Source organism: Sinorhizobium medicae (genome assembly GCF_007827695.1).
GTDB classification, from domain to species: domain Bacteria; phylum Pseudomonadota; class Alphaproteobacteria; order Rhizobiales; family Rhizobiaceae; genus Sinorhizobium; species Sinorhizobium medicae.
In genome coordinates, this window is record NZ_VITA01000011.1 from 79955 (window position 1) to 93739 (window position 13785).

Genomic DNA, 13785 nt, shown 5'->3' on the forward strand with positions numbered 1-13785 from the left:
AATGAAGGACAAGCGCCTGCGCTTCTCCTTCGGACGCGCGAAGTGAGCGCATCGTCGGGGGTGATGTGGTGTCTGCTGGTTCGGAAAACGTCTTCGCGAAGCGTAGGCAAAGCCATGTCCTGATTCTGGCGAGCGGCGACAGGGTTCGGCACATGACGGTCCGTCCATGGATGGCTGCGCTGATCACCTGCTTCGCCGGCGTGTTCGGCACTGGATATCTTGCAGCGACAACCTACCTCGTGCTTCGCGACGACCTGATTGGCGGAACGATCGCGCGGCAGGCGCGGATGCAGCACGAGTACGAGGACCGGATCACTGCACTGCGCGCACAGGTGGATCGTGTGACGAGCCGTCAATTGCTGGACCAGCAGATTGTCGAGGAAAAGGTCGAAAAACTGCTGCAGAGGCAATTGGAACTGACCTCCAGGAGCGCAAAGTTCGGAGAGTTCTCGGAAGCCGGCGACGCTTTTTCAGATACGGGGAAGGATGACGTTTCGCCGGGCACTGGGTCGCTGGGGGACGGCAATCAGGCAGGAACTGAGACCGGCGTCAAGGCAATCGAGGCGATGATGGGCATTGCCGGCAACGATATTGGTCGCTCTCCTCACTCCGCCGCACTCGGCTATGCCCCGACCTCCGCGGGAAGTTCCGGTGGCGAGAGCGCTTCCGACCGTGCCGATCGAGTTTTTTCCAGTGCTACGCTTTCACTCAAGGGATTGGAACTCGAACAGATGGCGCAGATGAAGCACATGACGGACACGGCGCTCAGGACGTCGGAGACGATCAGGGCGATCGTCGAAGATGCGGGTTTCACAATGCCGGTAGTCGAGGAAGCGCTCAACGTGGACAGGTCGGCAGAGCCGGGTATCGGCGGTCCTTTCATCGAACCGCAGAACGGAGACGGGTTCGACCGATCGCTGCTCGACCTCGACACCGCTCTTGTGAAACTCGAGCGGACCCGCGAGGCCGCAAAAAGGCTTCCTCTCGCCAGTCCGGCACCGGCAGCCGACGTCACCAGCAGCTTCGGAAACCGCGTGGATCCTTTCCTCGGCCGATTGGCGCTGCATGCCGGGATAGATTTCCGGACGGCGACCGGCACCCGCGTCCGCGCGACCGCCGGCGGCATCGTCACGGCAGTAGGCTCGGCCGGCGGCTATGGAAACATGATTGAGATCGATCACGGCAATGGCGTGTCGACCCGCTATGCGCATCTTTCGACCATTCTCGTCGATGTCGGCGAGGAAGTGAAGGCAGACGCGGTCATCGCCAAGTCGGGAAGCACGGGACGATCGACCGGACCGCATCTTCATTACGAGGTCCGTCTGAACGGGCGGCCCGTCGATCCGGCGCGGTTCCTGAGGGCCGGAACGGAGCTTTCCGGCTTCCTCGATCGATAGGCCGCAAGGCCGGTCGCCATCTCTCGCGGACTTGATCAAAATGCAACAGATTCGGCTGATTTCAACTTCCGGTGTTTCAACGGGCTGGATTTCTTGACTTTCGGCGCCTTTGGTCGTATGAGCGCCGCCACATGCTGCTGCATTTTCCCTCGATCGAACAGAGTTCATCAGAACCGGAACGGAAACAGTTTCCCCTTTGACCAATTTCGCTGACCTTGGCTTGAGCCAGAAAGTTCTTTCCGCAGTTACCGACGCGGGCTACACGATACCGACACCGATCCAGATTGGTGCAATCCCGCCGGCGCTTCAGCGCCGCGACATTCTCGGCATCGCCCAGACCGGCACCGGCAAGACCGCATCCTTCGTGTTGCCGATGTTGACCCTTCTGGAAAAAGGACGCGCCCGCGCACGGATGCCGCGCACGCTTATACTTGAGCCGACGCGCGAGCTCGCGGCCCAGGTCGCCGAGAATTTCGACAAATACGGCAAGAATCACAAGCTTAACATCGCGCTTCTGATTGGTGGCGTTTCCTTCGACGAGCAGGACCGCAAGCTCGAGCGCGGCGCCGACGTGCTGATTTGTACGCCCGGCCGGCTGCTCGACCACTGCGAGCGTGGCAAGCTTTTGATGTCAGGCGTCGAAATTCTTGTCATCGACGAGGCTGACCGAATGCTCGATATGGGATTCATTCCTGATATCGAACGTATCGCGAAGCTCATTCCCTTTACACGGCAGACCTTGTTCTTCTCAGCCACGATGCCGCCCGAAATCCAGAAGCTTGCGGATCGCTTTCTGCAGAATCCGGAGCGGGTCGAAGTGGCACGCCGGTCATCGACAGCCATAACGGTCACGCAGCGTCTCGTGGCAGCGCACGGCAAGGACTACGAAAAGCGAGCCGTCCTCCGTGAGCTCATTCGTTCCCAGGAAGACCTGAAGAACGCGATCATCTTCTGCAATCGCAAGAAGGATGTCGCCGAGCTTTTCCGCTCGCTCGACCGTCATGGCTTCTCGGTCGGCGCGCTGCACGGCGACATGGATCAGCGGTCGCGCATGGCCATGCTTGCCAATTTCAAGGACGGCAACATCAAGCTGTTGGTCGCCTCCGATGTCGCGGCGCGCGGGCTCGACATTCCCGACGTGAGCCATGTATTCAATTTCGACGTGCCGATCCATGCGGAAGACTATGTCCATCGCATCGGACGAACCGGGCGCGCTGGCCGTTCCGGTGCCTCTTTCACAATCGTCACGAAGCGCGACATCAAGTTCGCCGACGCCATCGAAAAGCTGATCGGCCAGGAAGTCGAATGGCACAATGGCGACCTTTCGGAACTGCCCGAACCGATGGAAAGTCACGACAGCCGTCGTGACCGCGGCAGCGACGGGCGCAAGGATCGGAAGAGGGAGCGACCCGTGAAGACCCGCTCCGATCACAAAGCTGTCACGGCCGTAGACAATAATACTGAAGAACTCGAAACAGTCCCGGAAAGGGTCGACACGGTGAAGATCGAACGCAATGCCGAGAGCAAGGATCGCCATAACGGCCGCAGCGACCGTCCTGGCCGCGCGCAGAATGCGGCTAATGACGACAATCGCGATCGTCGGCAGCGTCACCGCCGCGACCATGACGACGGCCCTACGCCCGTGGGTTTCGGTGATGACATCCCAGCCTTCATGCTGATCGTCGGCAAGGCCTGACCCTTCGCTCATGGCACAGCCCGGTGTTGACTTCCCCGGTCTCGGCTGTGGTCTGGCGATTGTAAGGGATGGAAAAATCCTCCTCTGTCGTCGCCTGAAGGCGCCGGAGGCCCGCCACTGGAGCATTGTCGGCGGCAAAGTCGACCAGATGGAGCGTGCGCAGGACGCGGCACGGCGTGAAGCGCAGGAGGAAAGCGGTCTTTCCATCCATTCGATCCGCTTTCTGTGCATCAGCGAACAGTTGATCGAGGCCGAGCGGCAGCATTGGGTCTCGCTGATCTATGTGACGGAGGACTTCTCCGGCGAGCCGCGCCTCACTGAGCCGGACAAGCTTTCCGACATTCGCTGGTTCGACCTGACCGCCCTGCCCCAGCCCCTATCCCGCTTTGCTGCCGACGCAATTCGCGCGCTCGCCTGAATGTTGTCGACACCGCCAGGAGGATTGGGCTTTCGCGGGTCCGCGCATCACTTCTTCGACCTGAGCGCGGCCTCGTAGGCAAGTCTCACCCAGCGGGCCATGTCGTCCGGATCGTCCCAGGCCGCTTCGGGCGTACTCCAATAGGGCATTTTCACCCGCTTGCCCTTGCCTTCGTAGGTCCATTGGCGCGCGCCCGCTTCCTCGAACGCCTGCGCCGTTTCTGCATCCCCCTTCAGAAGAATCTCGCCGTTCACCTCCAGTGCAAGGATGATGCCGTCGACATAGATGCCCTTGCCGCCGAACATGCGGCGGATCTTGACCGGGCCAAGTGTTTCGAACATCTCCTCGATTGCCGCATTATCCATCGCTCAATCCTTCAAAATCCCACCCGCAGCCAGGATCGCCTCCGGTGTGTCGAGATCGAGACGCGCAGCAGGGCCGAGTTCGACATCGATCACCGGCAAGCCGCACCGCTCGACGATGTGCCTGGCCCCGACGTCGCCGACGAGCTGCCGGACGGCGTGGAATGTCTCCTTTGGCAGAATGACCGGATTGCCGCGCTGCCCACCGGCGACGGCACGCACCACTGCTCGGCCGGACTCGACTTCGAAGGCGGCGATCAATTCTGCCAGGTGTTCCGATGTGATCCCCGGCATATCGGCAAGCATGACGAGCATGCCGCCAGCACCGGTGTCGAGAGCGGAGAGGCCCGCAATCAACGAAGATGCCATCCCGCCCGCGTAGTCGGGATTTGAGACGAAGTTGGCGGACAAGCCTGCGAGTGCCGCCTGAATCTCGGCCTCCCTGTGCCCGGTCACCACCGTCACTCTGCCCGGAGCCGCGCCGATGGCCGCCTCCACTGACCGCCGCACGAGCGGCATCCCTTCGAACTCCGCCAGGAGCTTGTGCCGGCCCTCCGGCCCCATCCGGCTCGCCCTACCGGCTGCCAGAACGACGAGCTCAACAGGGCCGGCGCGCTTGTCGGCGATGCCTTCCCGTGGCTGCGGACGAGTCGGTATTTCCTTGAGCAACCCGCCGACGCCGAACCCTGTAATGTCTTCGCTGCTCGGCCACTCACCCGCGAGCAAACGATCGAGGATCCAGTCAAAGCCGTTTTCCCGCGGGCTTCGAGCACAACCGGGAGCACCCAGGACAGGAATTTCGCCAAGTCTACCGAGCACAAGCAGATTGCCTGGATCGACGGGCATTCCGACATGTTCGACGACACCGCCGGCGCGCCGGATGGCAGCCGGGATAACATCGTCGGGATCGGCCACGGCCGAGGCGCCGAAGACGATGATCAGGTCATGCGTCGAGGCGGCCTCGACGATTGCTGCCGCGACCGCTTCGGTCGTATGCGCCACGCGTCGCTCGCTATCGAGCCGGCTGTCCGATTGCAGCAGCCGCGTGGTGAGAACGGCGCGCGTCTTGTCCATTACCTGGCTCTTCAGGGAAGGCAGCTCGGTTGCCACCAGGGCCGCGCGCCGAGGCGTGAACGGCTTGACCTCGAAGGCCCGGTCCGCCCGAAGCAGTGCCTGCGCTTGCTCCACGAGCACTTGCTGCACCGCAAGAGGGATGATCTTGATCGTCGCCACCATGTCGCCGGCCTCGACGGCAACATGATCGGCAAGGCAGGCGAGCGTGATCGCCGGATCTATGCGGTTCAGCAGATCGACAACGGCGCGATTGGCCACGAAAAGACCGGCAGCGGTGGCATAGATGTTGACCCGGCCGGTCGCCGCCCGCGAGAATCGCAGATGATCCGGGGCGATGGCGGCCGCTATGCGTGACGCGGCTTCGTCCTCAGGCAGGTCGTCGGGCTCGAGCACCGCGACAATGACCTCCGTTACATCCGCTTCTGCAAGCGCCGCGACATCGTCGGGGTTCAGGCGATGTCCCTTCGATAGCTTCACTGTGCCGATCTTTACCGAATGGCCGAGAAGAGCGCCTTCGGCATCCGCAGGCCGCACAGGTCCGAACCTCATTTGCCCCCCTCCGCCGGCAGGTCAACGTCGCGACGTCGCAGCGCCCCGATGATCTCGGCGAGCACCGCGACGGCAATCTCCGCCGGGCTGGCGGCACCTATATCGAGGCCGATCGGTGCCTTGATACGCGCAACTGCCTCCGTCGCCACTCCTTGCGTCTGCAGGCGTTCCGACCGCGCCGCGTGGGTCTTGCGGCTGCCAAGCGCGCCGACATAGAAGCACCCTGCCTCCAATGCCGCTCTGAGCGGATAGTCATCGATCTTCGGATCGTGCGTGAGAGCGGCGAGTGCCGTATAGCGATCGAGCGGCCGATCCGGCAGAACGTCTTCGGGCCAGTCCGCAAGAAGCTCGACGCCATGGAAACGCTCGGCCGTTGCAAAGGCCGTGCGCGGGTCGATGACCGCCATGTCGAAACCTGCGACCGGCGCCAGACGCGACAATGCCTGCGAAATGTGAACCGCACCGATCGCAACGATACGCGGGGGCGGCAGATGCACGTTGAAGAAAAGCGCCCTTTCCTCGATCGTCAGAAGGCGGGGCCGGCCCGAATGAAGCACTTCGGAGACGGGCGCTGCCCATTCAGCGCGAATGCGGTCGCCTTCGATGAAAGCCTGACTGGTGCCTTCCGAAAGATCGGTGACGACGACGGCAGCGCGGCGCGACGCGCGCGCGACATTGAGTGCCTGCAGTGTGCTCAGTTCCATCGTTCAGCCGTCAATTCGTTCGACATAGACACGGATCCGGCCACCGCAGGACAGGCCGACACGCCATGCGGTTTCGTCGGCTACGCCGAATTCGAGAAGCCGCGGGGTACCGGACGTAATCACGTCGGCAGCCTCCGCGATGACCGCGCCCTCGACGCAGCCGCCGGAAACGGAGCCTTGGAAATTGCCTTCCCCGTCGATTACCAGATGGCTGCCGACGGGACGGGGCGCCGAGCCCCAGGTTTCGATCACGGTCGCGAGCGCCACGGCACGACCTTGCTCGTGCCAGGTTTCAGCGACCGCCAATGGATCGAGGATGTTCGGCTCGTTCTGCATTCTGCATCTCCGAAAACTGCACTCAGGCAAGCATCCTGCATCGGATCAAGTTACAATCACTGTGGCGCATTCGCCGGCGCTCGGTCAACGGCAAGCCGTCCATGGTTGAGGAAACGCCGTGGGTCGGCATCGCGTCCTCCCTGGCCGGACAGCGATTTCACCAGGTCGGAGACCGATTCGAGATTGTGTATAGGCCGGAACTCGTCAACGTGTGGCAACATGGCCCTCACGCCTCTCGCGCGCGCCTCGAAACCGTCGAAGCGCAGCAGCGGATTAAGCCAGACGAGCCGGCGGCAGGATCGATGCAGTCGGCCCAGTTCAGCCTCCAGACCCGCTGTGTCATCGCGCTCCAGCCCATCGGTCATCAGCAGCACGACTGCGCCCTGTCCTAATACCCGCCGCGACCAGCGCCGATTGAACGCGTGCAGCGTCTCTCCGATACGCGTGCCGCCCGACCAATCCTTGACCGCGGCAATGCACTCGTCCAGCGCCTCGTCAGGGTCGCGGTTGCGCATCTGCCTCGTGACATTCGTCAGCCGCGTTCCGAAAAGAAACGTCTGCACACGCTGCCGCTGTTCCGTCAGCGCGTGCAGAAAATGCAGGAATATTTTTGTGTACTGGCTCATCGATCCAGAGATATCGGCAAGCACGACCAATGGCGGATGAACGAAGCGTGGCTCGCGAAATCGCGGCAGGATGAAATCCCCTCCAAGCCGCATCGCGTCGCGCATGGTGGCGCGCGGGTCGATTCGCACTGGACGGCGGGAGGGGCGATAGCGGCGCGTGCGTATCCGGTCCAGCGGCAGCAGGATCGAGGACAAGGCCCTTCTTGCCTCGGCGATCTCCTCGGCGGTCATCTGGCCGAAATCCGCTTTGCGCAAGAGTTCGCGCCCCGAAACGGTATAGCGTGCATCGACCTCGACCTCCGGCGCCTTGCTCGGCTGCTGTGCACCGTGCCGACCGGCAAGGAGCGCATCACGCATGCGTGCTTCGCCGGCACGCCGACGCCGGTCCTCCCCGGAGCGAGGCAAGGCAATGGGCGACATGAGCGCGATCATCTTGTTCACAAGGTCCGGAGAGCGCCAGAAGAGCCGGAACGCTTCGTCGAACACGGCCTGGTCTTCATGGCGCTTGACGAAGGTGCATTGGAGCGCCGCATAGAATTCGCCACGGGAACCGATTCCGATCAGCCTGACCGCATCGATCGCGTCAGCGACGGCGGCGGGGCCGATCCGCAATCCGGCGCGCCTCAGCGCGCGGGCGAAGAAGACGATATTGTCGGCAAGCCGTCCCTGTCCTTCGCGGGATGCAGAAGAGTTGGTCTCACCCGAATTGGCGCCGGTCATGATGTTCAGCCCTGCGCCAGCAATTCGGCTTTCACTTCGCCGAGCAGGCGGCTGCCTTCAGTGCCTTCGATCCGGGCAATATCATCCTGGTATTTGAGCAGGGTGCCGAGCGTGTCGGCCACCTTCTCGGGATCGAGTGCAAGAGCGTCTAGTTCCGTCAATGCGGTCGCCCAGTCGATCGTTTCCGCCACACCCGGGTTCTTGAAGAGGTCGAGCGTTCTCAATCTCTGAACATAAGCGACGATCTCGCGAGACAGCGCCGCGCTGCAGCCCGGCACCTTGCGGCGGATGATCTCCAGTTCCTGCGCCGCATTCGGGTAATCGACCCAATGATAGAGGCAGCGCCGCTTCAAGGCATCGTGAATTTCGCGCGTTCTGTTGGTGGTGATGATGACGATCGGCGGCTCGTCCGCTTTGATCGTCCCGATTTCGGGGATTGTGACCTGGAAGTCGGAAAGCACCTCCAGGAGAAAGGCTTCGAAGGCTTCGTCGGTGCGATCGAGCTCATCGATCAGAAAAACCGGCGCGCCACCGGCGGTTGTCGATATCGCCTGCAACACCGGCCGCCTTATGAGGAAGCGTTCGGAAAAGATGTCGCTTTCCACCCTTTGCCGGTCGACCATTCCGGCCGCTTCCGAGAGGCGAATTTCCAACATTTGAGCAGGATAGTTCCATTCGTACACGGCCGAGGCGACATCCAGTCCCTCGTAGCACTGGAGCCGGATAAGGGGACGGTCGAGGGCGCGCGCCAGAACCTTGGCGATTTCGGTCTTGCCGACGCCGGCCTCACCTTCGAGGAAAAGCGGGCGCTTCATCCTGAGTGCGAGAAAGAGAACGGTCGCGAGCGCGGTTCCGGCGAGATAGTCCTGTGCTTCCAGCAGTGCCCTCGTCTCGTCAATGGACTGGGGCAACTTTCCTCTAACCTGTCTCGCCATGCTTCCTCCGCCTGGAGAAAAACTTATAGCGTGTGGTATCCACGGTCCACATAAATAAGCGGCGGCTGCTTCTCGCCGAGCTGGACGTCGACCACTTCGCCGATGAGGATGAGATGCGTCGCCACGATCTTGACTTCGATCAGGCGGCAATCGAAAGCAGCGATCGCATCGACGAGGATAGGCGCGCCGGTCGTGCGCTGCACCCATCGGCCGAGGGAAAAACGTCGCTCCATGTCGAGCTGATCGCGGCCCGAAAAGGCGTGAGCCAATGCGTGATGCCTGTCGCTCAGGAGGTTCAGCGCAAAACCGCCCCCGCGCGAGAAAATATCATTGCGCCGATTCGCCGCGTTGAGGCAAGCGAGCACGGTAGGCGGATCGTCCGATACCGAGCAGGACGCGGTGATCGTCACGCCTCGCCGCTCATTGCCATCGGCCGCAGTGATCAGCTGCACATGCGACGACATGCGGCTCATCGCGTCACGGTAGGTTATCGGGTCCAGCCGGGTTTTCTCCAACACACACATCTCGCTCCGGAACGGATATCTCGCACATACATAGACTCTCGCGAAAAATATGAAACCCGGCGAGGCGAGAATCTTGCGGATCGGCGGCACCTGGGAACAAGTCAGCGACAATGCCTGCAATGCCTCTATCTTTTCCTTTGACGAGCGCGACGACATCCTTAAAACATGGCGCTCGATAGCGGGAAAAAACATGCGGAAACCAATCGCCACCAGCATCCTAGTCGCCGCGCTCACGCTGAGCGGCCCTGCTTTCGCCGCCGGCGTAAAAATCGCCGTCGTAGCGCCCGCAGAAGGGCCCTTCGCCGCGTTGGGCAAGCAGATTTCTGCCGGAGCAGCATTCCAGGCCGGCGATCGTGGAAGCCAGGTAATCCCGATCAACGAAAGCTGTGATCCAGCGGGCAGCGATGCGTTGACGAAAGCTCTGCTTGCGAGCGGCGCCGAAGCCGCGGTCGGATTTCTTTGCACCGAAAGTCTGGAAGCCGCGCTGCCGGCGCTCGCCGGAGCCGGCATTCCGGCCATTACCGTCAGCGTCCGCTCGGATATCCTCATGGAGGACGCGCTTAAGAAAAACTGGCCGTTCTACCGCCTTGCGCCCAGTGGAAAGTCGGAAGCGGCAGCGGTCACCGATGCCATCGTCTCCAACTGGAAAGGCAGGCCACTCGCACTCATAGATGACGGGACGATCCAAAGTCGCGAACTGGTGGAAAGTGTACGCAACGGCTTGGCCGAGATCGGCGTCACCCCCGTTTTCACCGACACCTACCGCCCTTCGCAGGAACAGCAGGTGAGCCTCGTGCGCAGACTGGCGAAGAGCGGTGCAACGCATGTCTTCACCGGAGGTGACCGTAACGACACCGCGGTGATTGCGCGCGACGCGAAGGCGGAAAATGTTCCAATTACCCTTCTCGGCGGCGATACACTGAAAGCCGCCGATCTCGACGTGCCGCTGGAACACGGCGTTCTCGCCATGACCATACCTGATCCCGCCCGTTCTGCGGAAGCCGCGCCGGTAGCGAAGGCGATGCGTGCAGCCGGGATCGAGCCGGAAGGCTATGTGCTTCCAGCCTTTGCCGCGGTGTCCCTGCTCGAACAGGCGAAGGACCAGGCAGAAAAAGATGACAACACGCTCGCCGTTGCTCTGGCGAAAGGGTCCTATACGACAGTCCTCGGGCCGATAGGGTTTACTCGCTCGCACGAGCTCGCCGAAACTCCCTTCAGGCTTATGCGATGGCAGGATGGACACTTCGTCGATGCAGCCAATAATGGCACGACCGAATGATGCAGAAGGGCGCCAGAAATCTGATCACGGACGTTCCGGGCTTGCTGGTGGGCAATGCTGAAGACCATCACCTGAAATCCGGTGTCACGACGGTGCTCTGCGATCCACCGGCGACGGCGGCGGTTCAGGTATTGGGTGGCGCCCCCGGCACGCGCGAAACCGACCTGCTCGCTCCGCACAACATGGTGCAGGCGGTCGACGCCATCGTGCTTTCCGGTGGCTCGGCCTTCGGCCTTGACGCAGCCTCCGGCGTGCAGGCGGCACTGCGCGAGATGGGGCGCGGTTTCGCCGTCGGGCCACACCGCGTACCGATCGTGCCTGCGGCGATCCTCTTCGATCTTGCAAATGGCGGCGGCAAGGATTGGGCGCGCTACGCTCCCTACCGCGAGCTCGGCTACGAAGCGGCATATGCCGTATCCGCGGATTTCGTCACAGGCAGTTCCGGCGCAGGTACGGGCGCGCTCACGGCCACCTTCAAGGGAGGCCTCGGCTCAGCCTCGACGGTGCTGGCCAACGGAATCACGGTCGGTGCGCTGGTGGCGGTGAATGCCTTCGGTTCCGCGACCGTTGGCGAGACACGCCATTTCTGGGCCGCGCCCTTCGAGATGGAAAGAGAGTTCGGCGGGCTTGGCCAGCCATCGCCCTGGCCGGCGGACGCCGCTACCCCCCGGTTCAAGTTTCGGGAGCGGCAAGTCTCCCCGGCAAACACGACCATCGCCGTCATCGCCACCGATGCGTTGCTCAGCAAAGCGGAGGCGAAGCGGCTGGCAATCGCAGCCCATGACGGCTTTTCGCGCGCGCTCTGGCCCTCTCATACGCCGCTCGACGGCGATCTCGTCTTCGCGCTTTCGACCGGCACGAGTGGAAAAGCTCCGTCGCTTCAGGATTCCATCGATCTCAGCGCCGCAGCCGCCGCCACTATGGCCCGCGCGATCGCGCGCGGCGTTTATGACGCATGCGATACAGGCAACGATCTGATACCAGCCTGGTCGGCCCGCTTCTGATCCCCGCGCCGGTTGTTCGGGAGGCTCCGCAATGCTACTCCATACGGTGAATCCCAGCCGATTCAAACAACATGCCGCGGATCAAATACAGCACAGATTTTCGCGTGTCTGACGGATGCGCGGCGCTGTACGGCGCGGGAAAGAGCCGGAGCCCTGATGATGACCCACCCCATTCGCATTGCCCCGTCCATCCTGGCGGCCGACTTCTCCAAGCTCGGCCAGGAGGTTCGCGACGTCACCCAAGCGGGCGCCGACTGGATTCATCTCGATGTCATGGACGGGCATTTCGTGCCTAACATCACGTTCGGACCCGATGTCATCAAGTCGCTGCGCCCGCACACCCAGGCGACCTTCGACTGCCACCTGATGATCGCGCCGGCCGACCCCTTTCTCGAGGCATTTGCGAAGGCCGGTTGCGATATCATTACCGTTCATGCCGAAGCAGGTCCGCATTTGCACCGTTCGCTGCAGACGGTGAGGTCCCTCGGAAAAAAGGCCGGCGTCTCGCTTAATCCGGCGACGCCGGAGGACGCTCTCGAATACGTGCTTGACACTGTCGACCTCGTTCTGGTCATGACGGTGAATCCGGGATTTGGTGGGCAAAAATTTGTCGACGCGACCGAGGAGAAGATCCGCCGGATAAAGGCAATGATCGGTAGCCGTCCGATCGAAATCGAGGTGGATGGCGGTATAGCGCCTGAAACGGCAGCAGTCGCGGCCAAAGCGGGTGCCAACGTACTGGTCGCGGGCTCAGCCATCTTCAAGGGCGGCTCCGTCGAATCCTATCGCGGCGCCATCGAAACGCTACGCGCACGGGCGGAAAAGGCGCGCGGATGAAATTTTGCCCGACAACCGCAAGCATGATTGCCGCCGCAAGCGCGATGGCGGCCGCGCTGACCGCATCGGGTGCCGCGGCCGGCGATTATGCCGCCTTTCAACCCATCGGATTTTCGTCTGACGGCAACGTCTTCGCCTTCGAGGAATACGGAATCCAGGACGGCTCCGGCTTTCCCTATTCAACGATCTACGTTCTCGACACGAATACAGACCGCTTCCTGCCGGGCGCTCCTGTGCGCGCCGTCGAGGAGGAAGACGGCGCCCATCTGCACAGAGCGCGTCGTCAGGCCAACAAGCGCTCCGCGCCCCTCATCGACGCTTACCGTCTCCACGACACGCCGGGAGTGCTCGCCGCCTATAATCCTGTAACGGAACTCGATGCGGCGCCGCGCACCCTGACCTATTCGTCATTTCCCGCCGATCCATCCTTTCGAAAGATCTATTCGCTGAAGCTCGAAGAGAAAACCTTCGAGCCGGAAGGGATCTGCAAGGAATTTCTGAAGGAGGTCAAAGGCTTCCGCCTCACGATGAACAAACAGGCCGGCAAGCCGGTGGCGCAGGTGCTCGAAGACGATCAGCGGATTCCGCTCAGCCGCCGCTGTCCGACGGGCTACCGCATCGGTGCCGTCGTGACCCATGTCAATACCGATGGGTCCGAGGTTCACGCGGTGATGATCCTTGTCGAGTCGCTCGGATTCGAAGGTACGGCCGACGGGCGCTGGATCGCGGTGCCGGTACGGATTCCCGGCTGATGGAGGGGAAAACCGCCGTCGGGGAGAAAGTCTTCACAACGGACCAGAGCCGGCCGGAGCGTTTCCGCCTTGCGCACTCGGTTCCGAACCTGCGGGAAACGGTCGTGGGCGCGCTGTGCTGGGGTTTCATGATGGCGCTGTCGGCATGGCTCGCATTGTGGTGCCGTGAAACCGACGCGGCTTTCCGTCTCGAGGCCATCCTTACTCTTTACGCAACCGGCGGGCTCATGGCCTGGCCGCCCGCGCTATTTGCCGCTCGTTGCCTGTCGCAGAACCGAACTGCCGAAACACGCTTTGCTGCCTTTTTCCTGTGCCTCGCCGCGGCGACGATCGGGACGACGGCATTCCTCTTCGCGCTCGACTACCGCTCTTTCTATGCACAGTGGCATGCAATGACTGGAACCCGCACCTGGCTGTTCCAATTTGCGTTCACCTCGCTTGCCGCCTTCTACCAGTTCCTGGTTCTCGGCGTTCGCCTTTACCTGCCCCTCGGAGCCGTCGCGCTCATGGCCGCAAGTCTGCTGCTCGCGCGATCGGACGCACGGCAACGGCGTTGAGCTTAGCCGCCATCT

At 62.2% G+C, this 13785-nt stretch carries 15 protein-coding genes; 8 read left to right on the forward strand and 7 right to left on the reverse strand.

Going from position 1 to position 13785, the window contains the following annotated elements:
* Nucleotides 1–68: 68 nt before the first annotated feature.
* The 3 genes from FB009_RS19210 to FB009_RS19220 all read left to right on the forward strand — a co-directional run bounded on the left by FB009_RS19210 (nucleotide 69) and on the right by FB009_RS19220 (nucleotide 3511).
* Nucleotides 69–1397, forward strand: coding sequence for a M23 family metallopeptidase (locus FB009_RS19210; protein ID WP_011975632.1), 1329 nt, complete (start codon nucleotides 69–71; stop codon nucleotides 1395–1397).
* A gap of 196 nt (nucleotides 1398–1593) precedes the next feature.
* Nucleotides 1594–3093 carry a DEAD/DEAH box helicase gene (locus FB009_RS19215; RefSeq protein WP_011975633.1) on the forward strand — a complete coding sequence of 500 codons (1500 nt, stop codon included), beginning with the start codon at nucleotides 1594–1596 and terminating at the stop codon, nucleotides 3091–3093.
* 10 nt (nucleotides 3094–3103) lie between these two features.
* Nucleotides 3104–3511: an NUDIX hydrolase gene (locus FB009_RS19220; RefSeq protein ID WP_145161900.1), complete on the forward strand. Its 408-nt coding sequence runs from the start codon at nucleotides 3104–3106 to the stop codon at nucleotides 3509–3511.
* A gap of 47 nt (nucleotides 3512–3558) precedes the next feature.
* Here FB009_RS19220 and FB009_RS19225 read toward each other — a convergent pair whose 3' ends face one another.
* The 7 genes from FB009_RS19225 to FB009_RS19255 are packed head-to-tail and all read right to left on the reverse strand — an operon-like array spanning nucleotide 3559 to nucleotide 9341.
* On the reverse strand, nucleotides 3559–3876 hold the full coding sequence (locus FB009_RS19225; RefSeq protein WP_011975635.1) for a TfoX/Sxy family protein: 318 nt from the start codon (nucleotides 3874–3876) through the stop codon (nucleotides 3559–3561).
* A gap of 3 nt (nucleotides 3877–3879) precedes the next feature.
* Nucleotides 3880–5496, reverse strand: a complete 1617-nt coding sequence (locus tag FB009_RS19230; protein ID WP_011975636.1) for an NTP transferase domain-containing protein — start codon at nucleotides 5494–5496, stop codon at nucleotides 3880–3882.
* The gene (locus tag FB009_RS19235; protein WP_011975637.1) at nucleotides 5493–6200 is read right to left on the reverse strand and encodes an XdhC family protein; all 708 of its coding nucleotides are present in this window, start codon (nucleotides 6198–6200) and stop codon (nucleotides 5493–5495) included. The genes FB009_RS19230 and FB009_RS19235 overlap by 4 nt, the downstream gene beginning before the upstream one ends.
* A gap of 3 nt (nucleotides 6201–6203) precedes the next feature.
* Nucleotides 6204–6536 carry an XdhC family protein gene (locus FB009_RS19240; protein ID WP_011975638.1) on the reverse strand — a complete coding sequence of 111 codons (333 nt, stop codon included), beginning with the start codon at nucleotides 6534–6536 and terminating at the stop codon, nucleotides 6204–6206.
* 56 nt (nucleotides 6537–6592) lie between these two features.
* A complete protein-coding gene (locus tag FB009_RS19245) occupies nucleotides 6593–7882 on the reverse strand; it encodes a vWA domain-containing protein (protein WP_011975639.1) in 1290 nt (429 codons plus the stop codon).
* A gap of 5 nt (nucleotides 7883–7887) precedes the next feature.
* Nucleotides 7888–8817: an AAA family ATPase gene (locus tag FB009_RS19250; protein WP_011975640.1), complete on the reverse strand. Its 930-nt coding sequence runs from the start codon at nucleotides 8815–8817 to the stop codon at nucleotides 7888–7890.
* A gap of 23 nt (nucleotides 8818–8840) precedes the next feature.
* Entirely contained in the window at nucleotides 8841–9341 is a 501-nt protein-coding gene (locus FB009_RS19255) for a flavin reductase family protein (RefSeq protein ID WP_011975641.1), read from the reverse strand.
* 190 nt (nucleotides 9342–9531) lie between these two features.
* On the opposite strand from FB009_RS19255, the gene FB009_RS19260 reads away from it, so the two are divergent.
* The 5 genes from FB009_RS19260 (at nucleotide 9532) to FB009_RS19280 (ending at nucleotide 13770) form a co-directional block, all read left to right on the forward strand.
* Entirely contained in the window at nucleotides 9532–10620 is a 1089-nt protein-coding gene (locus FB009_RS19260) for a branched-chain amino acid ABC transporter substrate-binding protein (RefSeq protein ID WP_011975642.1), read from the forward strand.
* On the forward strand, nucleotides 10617–11624 hold the full coding sequence (locus FB009_RS19265; protein ID WP_011975643.1) for a P1 family peptidase: 1008 nt from the start codon (nucleotides 10617–10619) through the stop codon (nucleotides 11622–11624). Before FB009_RS19260 ends, FB009_RS19265 begins: the two co-directional genes overlap by 4 nt.
* Before the next feature lie 156 nt (nucleotides 11625–11780).
* Nucleotides 11781–12461, forward strand: coding sequence for a ribulose-phosphate 3-epimerase (gene rpe, locus FB009_RS19270; RefSeq protein ID WP_011975644.1), 681 nt, complete (start codon nucleotides 11781–11783; stop codon nucleotides 12459–12461).
* A complete protein-coding gene (locus FB009_RS19275; RefSeq protein WP_011975645.1) occupies nucleotides 12458–13213 on the forward strand; it encodes a DUF2259 domain-containing protein in 756 nt (251 codons plus the stop codon). The genes rpe and FB009_RS19275 overlap by 4 nt, the downstream gene beginning before the upstream one ends.
* Nucleotides 13213–13770 (forward strand): hypothetical protein, encoded by a 558-nt coding sequence (locus tag FB009_RS19280; RefSeq protein WP_011975646.1) that lies wholly within the window; start codon nucleotides 13213–13215, stop codon nucleotides 13768–13770. Before FB009_RS19275 ends, FB009_RS19280 begins: the two co-directional genes overlap by 1 nt.
* The last annotated feature ends 15 nt before the right edge of the window (nucleotides 13771–13785 follow it).

Excerpts from the sequence above, each read along its gene's own strand:
- FB009_RS19220 (WP_145161900.1), top strand. The coding sequence starts at position 3,104 with ATGGCACAGCCCGGTGTTGACTTCCCCGGTCTCGGCTGTGGTCTGGCG.
- FB009_RS19225 (WP_011975635.1), bottom strand. The coding sequence starts at position 3,876 with ATGGATAATGCGGCAATCGAGGAGATGTTCGAAACACTTGGCCCGGTC.
- FB009_RS19230 (WP_011975636.1), bottom strand. The coding sequence starts at position 5,496 with ATGAGGTTCGGACCTGTGCGGCCTGCGGATGCCGAAGGCGCTCTTCTC.
- FB009_RS19235 (WP_011975637.1), bottom strand. The coding sequence starts at position 6,200 with ATGGAACTGAGCACACTGCAGGCACTCAATGTCGCGCGCGCGTCGCGC.
- FB009_RS19240 (WP_011975638.1), bottom strand. The coding sequence starts at position 6,536 with ATGCAGAACGAGCCGAACATCCTCGATCCATTGGCGGTCGCTGAAACC.
- FB009_RS19245 (WP_011975639.1), bottom strand. The coding sequence starts at position 7,882 with ATGACCGGCGCCAATTCGGGTGAGACCAACTCTTCTGCATCCCGCGAA.
- FB009_RS19250 (WP_011975640.1), bottom strand. The coding sequence starts at position 8,817 with ATGGCGAGACAGGTTAGAGGAAAGTTGCCCCAGTCCATTGACGAGACG.
- FB009_RS19255 (WP_011975641.1), bottom strand. The coding sequence starts at position 9,341 with ATGTGTGTGTTGGAGAAAACCCGGCTGGACCCGATAACCTACCGTGAC.
- FB009_RS19260 (WP_011975642.1), top strand. The coding sequence starts at position 9,532 with ATGCGGAAACCAATCGCCACCAGCATCCTAGTCGCCGCGCTCACGCTG.
- FB009_RS19265 (WP_011975643.1), top strand. The coding sequence starts at position 10,617 with ATGATGCAGAAGGGCGCCAGAAATCTGATCACGGACGTTCCGGGCTTG.
- rpe (WP_011975644.1), top strand. The coding sequence starts at position 11,781 with ATGATGACCCACCCCATTCGCATTGCCCCGTCCATCCTGGCGGCCGAC.
- FB009_RS19275 (WP_011975645.1), top strand. The coding sequence starts at position 12,458 with ATGAAATTTTGCCCGACAACCGCAAGCATGATTGCCGCCGCAAGCGCG.
- FB009_RS19280 (WP_011975646.1), top strand. The coding sequence starts at position 13,213 with ATGGAGGGGAAAACCGCCGTCGGGGAGAAAGTCTTCACAACGGACCAG.